The 12,661-nt window shown below is 41.3% G+C and carries 11 protein-coding genes and 1 pseudogene; 11 read left to right on the top strand and 1 reads right to left on the bottom strand.

Going from position 1 to position 12,661, the window contains the following annotated elements; translation table 11 throughout:
- Positions 1–5: 5 nt before the first annotated feature.
- Entirely contained in the window at positions 6–1,952 is a 1,947-nt protein-coding gene (locus CU635_RS11455; RefSeq protein WP_245917429.1) for an electron transport protein, read from the top strand.
- Between the two features lie 410 nt (positions 1,953–2,362).
- On the opposite strand, the gene CU635_RS11460 is transcribed toward CU635_RS11455, so the two are convergent.
- A complete protein-coding gene (locus CU635_RS11460; protein ID WP_101577511.1) occupies positions 2,363–2,710 on the bottom strand; it encodes a hypothetical protein in 348 nt (115 codons plus the stop codon).
- Between the two features lie 116 nt (positions 2,711–2,826).
- On the opposite strand from CU635_RS11460, the pseudogene CU635_RS23800 reads away from it, so the two are divergent.
- The 10 genes and pseudogenes from CU635_RS23800 to CU635_RS11500 form a co-directional block, all read left to right on the top strand.
- Positions 2,827–3,105: pseudogene (locus CU635_RS23800) on the top strand (VOC family protein); the annotation flags it as partial.
- A 230-nt stretch (positions 3,106–3,335) separates the two neighbouring features.
- Complete coding sequence (locus tag CU635_RS11470; RefSeq protein WP_101577512.1) at positions 3,336–4,367, top strand: Bug family tripartite tricarboxylate transporter substrate binding protein; 1,032 nt, start codon at positions 3,336–3,338, stop codon at positions 4,365–4,367.
- 104 nt (positions 4,368–4,471) lie between these two features.
- Entirely contained in the window at positions 4,472–4,924 is a 453-nt protein-coding gene (locus CU635_RS11475; protein ID WP_101577513.1) for a tripartite tricarboxylate transporter TctB family protein, read from the top strand.
- Between the two features lie 21 nt (positions 4,925–4,945).
- Positions 4,946–6,472, top strand: a complete 1,527-nt coding sequence (locus CU635_RS11480) for a tripartite tricarboxylate transporter permease (RefSeq protein WP_101577514.1) — start codon at positions 4,946–4,948, stop codon at positions 6,470–6,472.
- Between the two features lie 80 nt (positions 6,473–6,552).
- Positions 6,553–8,163, top strand: coding sequence for an ATP-binding protein (locus CU635_RS11485; RefSeq protein WP_101577515.1), 1,611 nt, complete (start codon positions 6,553–6,555; stop codon positions 8,161–8,163).
- The gene (locus tag CU635_RS11490; protein WP_101577516.1) at positions 8,141–8,848 is read left to right on the top strand and encodes a response regulator; all 708 of its coding nucleotides are present in this window, start codon (positions 8,141–8,143) and stop codon (positions 8,846–8,848) included. The genes CU635_RS11485 and CU635_RS11490 overlap by 23 nt, the downstream gene beginning before the upstream one ends.
- Before the next feature lie 195 nt (positions 8,849–9,043).
- Entirely contained in the window at positions 9,044–9,169 is a 126-nt protein-coding gene (locus tag CU635_RS24090) for a hypothetical protein (RefSeq protein ID WP_257985656.1), read from the top strand.
- A gap of 2 nt (positions 9,170–9,171) precedes the next feature.
- Positions 9,172–9,396 carry an STAS domain-containing protein gene (locus CU635_RS24340; RefSeq protein WP_373270884.1) on the top strand — a complete coding sequence of 75 codons (225 nt, stop codon included), beginning with the start codon at positions 9,172–9,174 and terminating at the stop codon, positions 9,394–9,396.
- Between the two features lie 186 nt (positions 9,397–9,582).
- Positions 9,583–10,923 (top strand): MATE family efflux transporter, encoded by a 1,341-nt coding sequence (locus CU635_RS11495; RefSeq protein WP_101577517.1) that lies wholly within the window; start codon positions 9,583–9,585, stop codon positions 10,921–10,923.
- 169 nt (positions 10,924–11,092) lie between these two features.
- The gene (locus tag CU635_RS11500) at positions 11,093–12,622 is read left to right on the top strand and encodes a Ppx/GppA phosphatase family protein (RefSeq protein ID WP_245917432.1); all 1,530 of its coding nucleotides are present in this window, start codon (positions 11,093–11,095) and stop codon (positions 12,620–12,622) included.
- Positions 12,623–12,661: the final 39 nt, after the last annotated feature.

The raw sequence follows: 12,661 nt of genomic DNA on the forward strand, positions 1-12,661 counted from the left end.
GATTAATGCGCAGAAAATGGGTTATTGTCACAGTTATTTTTATAGCTATTGTCCTTATTTCTATTGTTTCTTTCAGGTTTATCCATTTTGAATATGCTTATATGCCTGCAAGGAATAAGGTACTTTCGACTGAAAACAGAAATAGTGAAGGTTCCTATGATATATGGGGAACTATGGTTTCTAAAGAAGAAGCGGTTGAATTAAAAAAACAACATAAAGCAAGCAGTCTTTCCGCTGAAAACGGTGCAGTGGAAATCAACTACTCCTTATTACAACTAGGCAGAGAAACTTTTTACAAGGAAACCTTTGGTAATGAAGTTTTTCTTACAGATATTATGGGTGTCGTAGATGGCCCTTTAACGATAGCGAATATGTCTAAAGCTATTATAGCTCTGAAAGGACAAGGCACGACAAATTTGCGGGTTACGCTTGCAAAATCTGCTGTTATCGGAGATAAAAGTTTTAATAAAGGTGATTTGATCGATACCGGCATTGATGTTGCGAAGGGGAGTTATACTCCATTGGGGATGCCGGTTTCTTTATCTGATGGCAGAATCCGGGTAGGAATCAGTTGTGCTGCCTGTCATGCAACAGTTGATCCCACTAACAAACAGGTAATGGAAGGTGTCACAAATCCAGATTTAAACACAGGGCTCATTATGGCACTTGCTCCTAATACAGCTTCATATTTTACTCATTCTGAAGTTACTTCTCTTAAAAAGTTCTTAAATGAAAATTCAACTTCGGTCACTAATAGTAGTGGCGAACAAGAATTACTGCCGGATCCTTATCTTTTAGAAAACTCGGTAGACCGCACACTATTAAAATGGCCGCGCGGTAATTTTGATTCATCCATTGATATGAAAAGCAATCCGACTCAAATCCCTGATGCTTTTACTTTAGGAGATCACCCATTCAGTTGGAGCGGAGCCGCAATGGCTGGCCCGTTTAAAGGGTTAAGCGCGTTCAGCAATAATGTTCATGCGCAAAATTCAGATAGTCTTGCGCAGGCGCCATCAAGCCAAGTTCTTTTTGGTATAGACCCGGAGGTTTATCTCGGAACCATTCTTCAAAATTCCGCTGCCGAAAAATATCGGTATGATCCGAAAAAAGGGCAAAAACCATCGAGCCTTTTCGCAGATATCGATCCAACCCCGGGCGTTCCCGGCTTAAACCAAATGGTTAAACCGCCTTCTTTTCCAAAAATTACACTGGTCGCGCCAGATGGCCTGCATGTCAGTGCGCCGGATCACAAAGTAAATGAGCAAAATAATAGTGTGGCGGCATGGCAGAATACACTTGAACCGCCACAGAGAAAGAAGAAAATAAACAAGGAGATGGCGAACCAGGGAAGGAGTGTGTTTGTAAACGCAGGCTGCATTTCCTGCCATGCAGGGAACTATTTCACAAACAATCAGGTCATATCGTCACAAGTGCTTGGTACCGAGCCGACAAGAGCTGCCGCATTTAGGAAAACAGAGACGTTGTTCGGCGAGAGTGAGCTGTATGCTCCTAATACACCCGTACCCGTTCCCGAAAATGCAAAAGTATTGAAGGTGCCAACAAAGCAGTTTGATCCGGAGCAAATCAAACTTGCCTGGGCTAAAGATGGATCTCCCGGAGGTTATAAAGTTCCAAGCCTGATCGGGTTGTATTGGGGCGCGCCTTATTTGCACGATGGCGGTGTAGCAGTGGGACAATCGCTAAAAGACGCTGGTGTCGCTAACACGATTTTAAAAGGGAAACCTGCAGATCCGCAAAATAGCTTGCTGGCATTGATTGATCGAGATTTGCGGCAAGAGGTTATCAAAAACAATCAATCATCGCAACACTTACAAGATGTTAGAGTTACTGGTAAAGGGCATGAATTTTGGATTGACTCCGACAATGGCTTTTCTGAGACCGAACAAAAGGCGCTGGTCGAATACTTAATGTCTTTGAAAATGCCTTAAATAACATACTCTAAGCAAAAACCCGGCAAAATGTGCCGGGTTTTAACATGATTTATAACGTTCCCATCAAGATGCTTGCCACTATTACAGATGCAACGGTTACAGTTGTAAATCCGCCAATAAGGAGCGGTAAAAGGATTTGGTTGAAAATATATTGTTGTTCCTCATTTATTTATTATTATCTTCAGATAATTTCTTTTTTTAGAAATATAAAAATTAGTCTATAAAAAATCATTAAAAAAAGGACAAGTAGAATATCTTTATTAAAAGCAAGAAATGTAAAAATGCAACAATTGGAAAGTCATACCTATATATTAGAATAATTTAGATTAAAGCTACTAAAGCCAGGAGAGAGCATATAAAACTCAATATAAGTTCAACAATGACATAAAAAAACGACCCACTGGGTCTTATATTTTAACTGCAGCAAAATCTTCTACAACCTGCTTTACTTCTTCCATTACTTCCTTGGCAATATCAATCTCGTTCAGCTCGATTACTATAACGCTAAGTCTGCCAACATACTCTGGCTGTATCGACCTGTCCATTTCGTTCACCTTTTGTTTAATCCTCGACAATAATTGGTCTTTTACTGACGAAGAACACACTGCAATTGTAGGCAGATATACACTGTACGGAGTTATATCCGTGTCCACGTTTGTGATTAAATTTACCCGAAATTGTCCCATCGGAGTCTCAAGCTCGTTAAAGTAGGTTTTTCCATTTTGATGGGTTTCTTCATAGCAGTCCCAAGCCAAAATTTCCACCTCCTTAAGTAAACCCTTTTCTTTTATACTATCATTTTTTGATTATTTTGAGTACTTATTCTAGTTGTTTAAGCGGATCAACTTTTTCCAAGTATCAAACTTTATATGAGTTAGCTAAAGATGTTAATAAAGACAATCCTCCTGCGATAGCTCCTGGGTTTTCAGGGATTACATTAGCTTATAATGCGAAATATCTTGAAGAAGTGGATGAAATTTTGAAGAAGGCAGAATTAGCTGGCGCGGAAATAGAAAAAAGAGCCGACAAGAACAGATTGGGGCGGCTATGGCGGATATTTCACTGACCTTGATGCTACTATTGGGAAGTTGCATACGGAGATGACTGGGAATTTGATGAATCTAATATGTTAGTTATTGAAGAACAGTAATCAGTTCACATGAAATACTTGACCCGCTTTGCTATATGCAGAGCGGGTCTTTACTGATATGACAAGGGAGTGACATTGCTTTTTTCTTTTATAAAAAAACCAGAGTAAAGCTTGGGTGAACTTTATGAACAAAATTGATTTTAAGTTTTTTATGCTTTTTATTTAATTAATATTTAAAATAGTTTTAACTTTTGTAAAATTAAGAAAGCGATTACAAAGGAGGAATTTAAATGTTTACACTAAAAAAAGTTTCAGGAATGATGCTCGCTTTCGCGTTGGTTGGTGCTTTGGGGGCATGCAGCAGCGATGAACCGTCGGCCAAGGTTCAAAGAAGTGAGGAGAAGACAGGCTATCCGAATAAGGCGATTACGGTGGTTGCCCCATCAGGAGCGGGAGGAGGCTGGGATTTAACGGCCCGTTCGTTTGCAAAAGTTTTAAGCGAAACAAAACTGGTTGAACAGCCTATGACAGTAGAAAACAAACCGGGTGGCGGGGGTGCTGTCTTTATGGCGGAATATGCGACCCAGCAAGTACAAAATAACGATATGCTATTTGTAAACTCACCGCCCATCATCATCAATAATCTAAAAAAAGAAGGAAACAGTCCATATGGCTACAAGAACACGACACCATTGGCGCAGCTTACGAAGGATTATGGAGCGATTGTTGTCAAAGCAGATTCGTCATTCAGTAATTTGGAATCTGTGCTGGCGGAAGTGAAAAAAGATCCTCAGAAACTTACATTTGCTGGTGGATCTGCACCAGGATCGATGGACCACCTTGTATCCATTCTTCCAGCGTATGAATACGGAATTGATCCAACGAAGATTAAATATGTTTCTTATGATGGCGGCGGCGAAGCAATCACTGCCTTGCTTGGCGGCAATGCGGATGTGATTGGCACGGATGCTTCAAGTGTCAAAGAGTTTTTAAAGGCGGGAGATGTCAAGGTGTTGGCCGTCACTTCACCGGAACGGCTGGCAGGAGACTTTAAAGATATCCCAACAGCAAAAGAGCAGGGAATTGACGCGGAGTTTACAATCTGGCGCGGAGTATTCGGACCGGAAAAAATGTCTGAGGAAGCAAAAGCATATTGGGAAAAGACTATTGAGAAATTAGTAGACTCAAATGAATGGAAGACGGAAGTCGAAACACAGGGATGGGAGTTAGACTATAAGAACAGTGCAGACTTCAAGAAGTTTTTGGATGATCAGGAAAAACAAGTACAGCAACTGTTAGAAGCTCTTGGTATGGAAAAATAATCATTTAAGGGGAACGTCCTCCCCTTAAATGTCAACTGCGGTACACCTCACGCTATCATTAAAAAGTAGGAAGAGGAGTTTGCAACGAGCAGGGGGATAAACTTATGGAGTTGAAATTTGATCGTGTTGCAGCCATTTTGTTTCTGGCTGTCGGAGTGCTTTTTATGATTGGAAGCAGGGGGATTGCGAGTTCGGCATATGGAAGTGTAGTAGGGCCTGATATTTTTCCGTTCTTTTTAGGACTATTGCTAGTTTTATTAAGTATCCGCTTGTTTTTTGAAGCAAAAGGTACCGCTTCACATGCGGAAAAACAGGAAAAAAGGGAATACAAGCCTTTTCTCATCATTCTTACAGCAACATTGCTGTATATTTTAACGTTGGAAACAATCGGGTATGTGATCACGACTTTTCTTTTTCTGTTTGTGTGCTTTCAGACAATGGAACGTACAAAGGTGATTTCATCCCTTATGATATCGGCCTGTTTTTCTGGGTTGGTCTATTACTTGTACGTTGAAGTGCTGAAAGGGACGCTTCCGGGGTGGCCTGTCTGGTTTTAGTATTGGAAGGGGGGATTGCTGATGGGAACAATCGATTACTTAATTCAAGGTTTTCATACAGCATTCATTTGGTATAATTTGATTTTTGCGTTCGTCGGTGTGTTAATTGGGACTGCAGTTGGCGTTCTCCCGGGGATTGGCCCAATGAGCGGAGTTGCCTTGCTCATTCCCGTTACAGCTTCGATAACGGGAGGCCTGCCGCCGGAACAGGCTGCCACAAGTGCCATTATTTTGCTTGCCGGAGTCTATTATGGGGCCATGTATGGAGGTTCGACAACTTCTATTTTGCTAAACACACCAGGTGAGTCCTCTTCGGTCGTGACGACATTGGATGGATACCAAATGGCGAAACAGGGAAGGGCAGGCAGCGCGTTATCAATCGCGGCTATTGGTTCATTCGTTGCGGGAATTTTTACGCTGGTGGCCTTAATTGGCCTGGCCAAGCCATTATCGAACGTAGCGCTGAAATTCGGCCCGGCAGAATATTTTTCCCTTATGCTCCTGGGACTTGCCGCTGTCAGTGGATTAGCAGGGAAATCAGTCACAAAGGCGCTGATTATGACAGTTTCAGGATTGCTGCTTGGGACGATTGGCATTGATAATGTTTCAGGAATGGCACGTTTCACCTTTGAAGTACCATGGCTGTACCAGGGCATAGAATTTCTGACGATAGCAGTAGGGTTGTTTGCGCTCGGAGAAGTCTTCAAGACAATCCTTGAAAAAGATGAGGACAACGGTGAGGTTGCGAAAATTAATAATTTGCTTCCCTCTAAAGAAGAACTGAAGGAGTCGGCAGCACCCATTGCGCGCGGCTCTCTTTTAGGATTTTTTATAGGGATACTGCCAGGTGCAGGTGCAACCCTGGCTTCTTTCTTCTCATATATCATGGAAAAAAAACTTTCAAAGAATCCAGCGAAATTTGGAAAAGGAGCGATTGCTGGTGTCGCAGCACCTGAATCAGCAAATAATGCAGCGTCCGGTGGAGCGATGATCCCATTGCTCACTTTAGGAATTCCAGGTTCAGGTACGACAGCAATCTTGATGGGAGCCCTGATGATGTACAATGTTCAGCCAGGTCCATTATTGTTCGAAGACCATCCGCAGGTCGCCTGGGGCCTGATAGCGAGCATGTTCATAGGAAACGTCATGCTGTTGATTCTGAACCTTCCGCTCGTCAAAGTGTTTGCAAAAATTATCCAGACACCAAAGCAATTTTTAATTCCGATTATCATTGCCATTTCCATCTTTGGCGTCTATGCCGTCCAGGTGTCGACCAATGATTTGCTGCTATTGCTGGCGTGCGGTGTTCTGGGGTATTTTTTCAGCAAAAATGATTTCCCGATTGCTCCGCTTGTTCTTGGTCTTGTTTTAGGGCCCATGATAGAGAACAACCTTCGCAGAGCGTTGACCATTTCAAATGGGGACTACGGAATTTTCTTTGACCGGCCGATTTCCCTTGCATTTCTTTTGGTAACCGCCCTCTGGCTTGTAGTACCAATGATTTTAAAAATGAGAGGCAAACAGGTCATCGTCAATGAAGAAGCTTAAGATTATTTATATTAAACTGCCGCAAAAAACTCCTTTTTTCAAGGGGTTTTTTTCTATATGATTAAAAGAGAGGTGATTGGATGCGTTTACATACCAAACTAATGCTTGGAATCAGCATTGTGATTATCTTCCTGGGTGTGGTATATGAATATACTTTTAAAAACATCATGGAATCCAACCTTGAACATGATATAGGCACGAAAGCATTAGCAATTGCTGAAACGATTGCCAGTATGACGGAAATTGAACGGGCTTTTCAGTCAGAAAATCCCGCCTTTATCATCCAGCCGATCGCCGAAACAATACGGAAACAGGTCGGAGCAGAATTTATCGTTGTCGGTAATAGGGAGGAAATTCGCTATTCCCATCCAAACCCTGAGAGGATTGGACAAAAAATGGTGGGAGGAGATAATGGCCGTGTATTTAAAGGGAAATCGGTCATTTCAGAATCAACGGGCACTCTTGGACCGTCATTAAGGGGCAAAGCTCCGATCATGAGCGGGGATCAAGTGATCGGGGTCGTGTCTGTCGGGTATTTACAAACAGATATCGAAAAGGAAGTTTCAGCAATACAGCGTAAAATTTTTATCACTACAATGATCATTTTAGTAGGGGGGTTGCTCTCTGCTTTATTAATCTCTCTAAATATCAAAAGGGCGATTTTCGGACTCGAACCGAATGAAATTGCCTGGATGTATCAGGAAAAGCATGCAATACTGGAATCGATTCATGAAGGGATTATAGCCATCGATACTGCAGGCCGGATTACCGTTGTGAATGAGACAGCACACAGAATTATGAATATTCCAATTACCACCATTCTCCGTGGCCAAAGAATAGAAGACATCATTGAACATACTCATCTTCTTGATGTAGTCAGCTCAGGAAAAGCTGAATATGACCGTGAATTCATGATTGCCGGAGAGGTTTTTCTTGCAAACCGTGTCCCAATCTTAGATAAACACGGTGAAGTGATTGGCGCAGTAGCAAGCATGAGAAATAAATCTGAGCTCTCATCTCTTTTACAGGAGCTATCCCATGTAAAGGCCTACGCCGAAGGGTTGCGTGCACAAACCCATGAGTATTCAAACAGGATGTACACCCTGCTTGGTTTGATTCAGCTAGGTTCCTATAAAGAAGCGATTGATTTTATCTCAAAAGAAGTAGATGTAGCCCAAGGATTCATTCGTTTCCTTATGAAAGAAATACCTGATCCTATACTGGCAGGGTTTATTTTAGGGAAGATCAGTTTGGCGAGCGAGCTAAAAATCAATTTTTCCGTAGACCGGGAGAGCAGTTTTACAGATGTTCCCGTCGACATAAGCAGGGACCAATTGGTCACAATTATTGGTAACCTGATTAATAACGCCTTTGAAGCTGTACGCGAGAATAGACTCGAAGACAAGAAAGTTTCTTTATTCCTGACGGACCTTGGCAAGGAGTTGATCATCGAGGTTGAAGATAATGGCGGGGGAATAGCCATCGAAAACAACGGAAAAATCTTTCAGGAAGGGTTTACGACGAAAAACATACATGGCAACGCCGGGATTGGACTAAGCCTTGTGAACAACACGATAGAAAGATTAGGTGGATCGATCAGCTTTTCTTCCAAGCTGGGAGAGGGAACGATCTTTACTGTTGCTATACCGAAAAAAGGAGGTAAACTAAATGAAGGACAGCCGGAATATTGAAGTTTTGATCGTCGAGGATGACCTGAGGATCGCAGAAATCCAGAAGCGGTTTATTGAACAGATTGATGGGTTCCAAACGGTAGGGATTGCGGCCAGTTACATGGAAGCAAAGAGCTTTATTGATATTATAAAACCGGATCTTCTTCTGCTGGATGTCTACTTTCCAGACATGAACGGGATCGATCTATTAAAAGAGACGAAGCAGCAAACAAAACAAATAGATGTCATCATGATCACCGCTACAAAAGAAATACATAAGGTTCAGGAGGCTGTTAGTATAGGAATCTTTGATTACATCATCAAGCCTGTCGTTTTCGAAAGGTTTAGGCAATCCCTAAACCGGTATAAGGAATATCACACCAAACTTCATGAGCTAAGCAAAGAAAGTTTACTAGTCACACAGGAACAAGTGGACAAGCTTCTAAGGAAAGACATCGATGGTAGCGGAAGCGACAAATCGTTTTTGCCAAAAGGAATCGATCCGCTCACTTTGGATAAAGTATTAGAAGTCCTTGGCAAAGTCAATTCCGGTTTAACAGCCGAAACTGTCGCGAAAGAAATTGGGGTAAGCCGAACCACAGCGAGAAGATACCTTGAACATCTCATGTCTGAAGAAAAGGTCCAAGCCGATCTAGCTTATGGAACGGTTGGACGACCAGAGAGGGTTTATGTGGTAAAGGATTAAGATAGTAATAGCATCTTGGAATGCCGATGACTATCAATTCTAAGTCAATGTTCGTTTTTCAATTAAAGAATTGCTTTATGAAATTCATTCTATTAATAGAAAATAATAAATTATCACCAAAACATGTTATTTTATGCAGAGTTGTACAGCTTATAGGTTATAATTAAAAAAAAAACTAGGGGAATAAAGAAAAAGATGAATTCGATTGCTAGTGTTGGAAACTACTTAATAGTTAATGCAGAAGAAATAGCTGTTGAAATTGTTGAATATGTACTTGAAAAAATACATGCAGATATTCCTGACTGGGAATTAGCGAACTAAACATTGATTACTTAATTGTCGATTTTTCCGGAATTTTGAAAATTGACGCAGAAATTGCAGAATACCTATATCAAATCGAAAACGTTCTCCGTTTGCTTGGGCTACACACAATTGTGACAGGTCTACGGCCGAAATTAGCACAAACAGTCGTAATTGCAGGTATTGACATGTCATCTATTCAGACATTTGCTACGGTTAAGCAAGCACTGGAAAGTATAAAGCTGTAAATATAATTTATAGCGGGGGTTGCTGCGGCAACTCTTTTTTTCATTGAACACGAAAAAAACGAATAAATGTTATGTAAGGCATTGTTCTTTAAATACTTATAAGCTACTGTAAAACAAAATATTAGCCCTTGGTGAATGAAAGGGTAATAATAGAAGATGTATTTATCGAGGAAACAGGTGAATTACATGGCACAGCATGATTTTACGACTGGAAGCATCTATAAGCAGCTGATTGTTTTTTCAACACCGATTATGCTGACAAATATACTGCAGGTTTCATATCAATTTATCGACAGTCTATGGGTCGGAAATCTCCTCGGGGCTAACGCACTTGGAGCCATCTCCGTATCCGCGACGGTTATTTTCACTGTCTTGTCTTTTATTATCGGGATTAACAACGCTTCATTGACGATCCTCTCCCAACAAAAAGGGAAAGACAGCGAAGAAGGTTTAAAAAATTATCTAAATGCGTTTGTTGTTTTGCAGACAATATTGTCATTAATGCTGGGTGCAATTGGGTTTGTATTTTCCAAAGAGATCTTGTTGCTGCTCGATACACCGGAACCAATGGTGGCTGAAGCGACATCCTATTTGCAAATCAATTTTCTTGGGATTTTATTTTTGTTCGGGTATAACTTTATTGGCACTGTGCTGCGGTCGCTCGGGGACAGCAAAACTCCGCTCTATTTCGTTGTTGTTGCTGTCGTCTTAAATGCAGTCCTTGATCCAGTTTTTATTAAAGTTTTCGGATTAGGAATTGACGGCGCTGCATACGCGACAATTCTATCCCAGGGAATTGCCTTCCTATACGGATTGGCTTATATTTTGCGTCTATGCCTGGCACCTTTTGCGCTTCCCAAAATTCCCCGAAGAGAAGAAGTTGGCATCATTCTGAAGCTTGGAATTCCTGCCGGGCTGCAAATGGTGGTTATCTCAGCAGGAGTGATGGCGATCATGAGCGTAGTTAATTCACTGGGTGCTGATGTTGTCGCCGGGTTTGGAGCGGCGCAGCGGCTCGACAGTATCATCATGATTCCGGCGATGGCACTCGGTACAGCCGTCAACAGCATGGCCGGGCAGAATATCGGGGCTAATCGCTGGGATCGACTCCATAAAATCGCCCTATATGGGACGCTGTATAATCTAGCAGTTATGTTTCTTATTTCTGCCGTCACGTTCCTGTTAGCACGTGTAAGCATCAGGCTGTTCATTCAGGAAGCAGCGGCCCTGGAGTTTGGGACCACATATTTGAAATTGGTTGCGTTTTTCTACCCGTTTCTTGGAATCAATTTTATCCTGAACGGTGTTGTCCGAGGCGCAGGAGCCATGTTCCAGGTGCTGATCTTAAACGTCATTTCCTTCTGGGTGCTTCGCTACCCTTTAACCTATTGGTTTGCCGGGATGTTCGGGGACAAAGGGATCGCATTGGGTATGGGTATAAGCTTTGTCATCAGCAGCATTATTGCGTATCTGTATTATAGATTTGGAAGATGGCGCAGGCAGGTAATTTTTAAAAAGAGTGAATAAAGGCTGGTAGGGCAGATACAGCACGGTTCATAAAGACTTAATCCTGCTTTTCAAAATGATCGTCATTGGGTATCTTAAAGGTATATATTTGCGAAGCGCTAAATCGAAGGGAAACAAAAACCCAAACCTTCTTCAGGAAGAGAACAATAAACAAGCAAGGATGATAAACATGGCAAGAATATTAGCCGTAATTGATATAGGCTCTAACACAATTAGACTGACTATTTACAATCATAAAGCGGACAGTATTTTGAAGGAAATTGAGAATATTAAGGTTTCAGCCCGCCTGCAAAACTATCTTAATAGTGAGCAAATATTAACCTCCGAAGGTCTTAATATTTTGTTGGACACTTTAAGTGTTTTTAAAGAAGTAGTCGCTTTACATAGGGTCACATCAATAAAAGTGGTTGCCACCGCCGCGATAAGAAGAGCGCAAAATCAGTCCGAAATAAAACAATTGATACATAAAAAAATGGGGTTTTCTGTCGAAGTGTTGCCAGGAGAATCCGAAGCGTATTATGGTTTTCTCGGTGTCATTCACGCTACTTATCTGAAGGATGGAATAACGATTGACATTGGCGGCGGCAGCACGGAAATTACCCTGTTCTCAAACCGAAAAATGGTCCACACCCATAGTTTTCCTTTTGGCGTAATCAGTTTAAAACAACAATTTATAAAAGATAAGATTCCTACATCCGAAGAATTATCCCAACTGTCTTCATTTTTACAAACTACATTTCAGCAAATTGATTGGCTAAAAAATTGCCGGCTGCCGGTTATTGGTATTGGCGGAAGCGCCAGAAATATAGCGAAAATCGACCAGGCAATCAAGAACTACCCGATTGATTCCATCCATCAATATGAGATTAACCAACAAGATATATTGACGGTGCAAGAAAAATTATCTTTGTTAACCTATGAAGAAATCCAACGTGTCGAAGGGCTTTCGAAAGAACGGTCAGACATTATCATTCCTGCAATTGAAGTATTTCTGGCACTTTATCAGATTGTAAATGCACCATTTTTTCAAATTAGCCGAACAGGAATCAGGGACGGAGTTTTATATCAGCAGCTCATCAATGAAGGGAGCATAGACTCAAGTCAACAGCCGCTTCAGAGAAGCCTTTATCAAATGGCAACTGAGTATGATTTGGATGTGGAGAAAAGAACTCAAGCCGCTAAAACCGCTGAGAAAATCTTCAACGCTATCCGTAACGAGGAAATGGTTGAATTGAATGAGGATAATTTAAAAGATCTAAGAAATGCCAGCTCTATTTATAAATTGGGCGAGTTTTTTGAAAGAGATTCAGCCACTGCGCATACATTTTATCTGTTGTCGATCCGTAATATTGACGGACTTTCCCATCGTGACAGGATAAAACTGGCTTTATTGGCTTCTTATCATTCAAAAAAGTCTTTTAAGGAGAATATTAATCCTTTTCGGGATTGGTTTACTAATGAAGACAAACAGAAAATAAAGATCCTTGGAGCAATACTAAAGTTTTCATTCATTTTAAGCAGTACAAAAAGAGACATTATACAGGATGTACGTTTTATACACGGAGAAGATAATATTAATATGGAGCTGTTTTGCGATCAGAGCTGGAAAGTGGAGCAACAGGCAGCAGGAAAACAGGTCAAGCATTTGGAACAAGCCCTGGGGAAAAGCATCAGCTTGCATTTTAAATGGCAAGCTTAACTTTAAGTGAAAGAAATTTGAAAATATCCCCATTAGAAA

It is taken from the genome of Bacillus canaveralius, assembly GCF_002860125.1.
Lineage (GTDB): Bacteria > Bacillota > Bacilli > Bacillales > Cytobacillaceae > Bacillus_BJ > Bacillus_BJ canaveralius.

Bases quoted from the DNA above. Each gene is read 5' to 3' on its own strand.
- CU635_RS11455 (WP_245917429.1), top strand. From the start codon at position 6: ATGCGCAGAAAATGGGTTATTGTCACAGTTATTTTTATAGCTATTGTC.
- CU635_RS11470 (WP_101577512.1), top strand. From the start codon at position 3,336: ATGTTTACACTAAAAAAAGTTTCAGGAATGATGCTCGCTTTCGCGTTG.
- CU635_RS11475 (WP_101577513.1), top strand. From the start codon at position 4,472: ATGGAGTTGAAATTTGATCGTGTTGCAGCCATTTTGTTTCTGGCTGTC.
- CU635_RS11480 (WP_101577514.1), top strand. From the start codon at position 4,946: ATGGGAACAATCGATTACTTAATTCAAGGTTTTCATACAGCATTCATT.
- CU635_RS11485 (WP_101577515.1), top strand. From the start codon at position 6,553: ATGCGTTTACATACCAAACTAATGCTTGGAATCAGCATTGTGATTATC.
- CU635_RS11490 (WP_101577516.1), top strand. From the start codon at position 8,141: ATGAAGGACAGCCGGAATATTGAAGTTTTGATCGTCGAGGATGACCTG.
- CU635_RS24090 (WP_257985656.1), top strand. From the start codon at position 9,044: ATGAATTCGATTGCTAGTGTTGGAAACTACTTAATAGTTAATGCAGAA.
- CU635_RS11495 (WP_101577517.1), top strand. From the start codon at position 9,583: ATGGCACAGCATGATTTTACGACTGGAAGCATCTATAAGCAGCTGATT.
- CU635_RS11500 (WP_245917432.1), top strand. From the start codon at position 11,093: ATGGCAAGAATATTAGCCGTAATTGATATAGGCTCTAACACAATTAGA.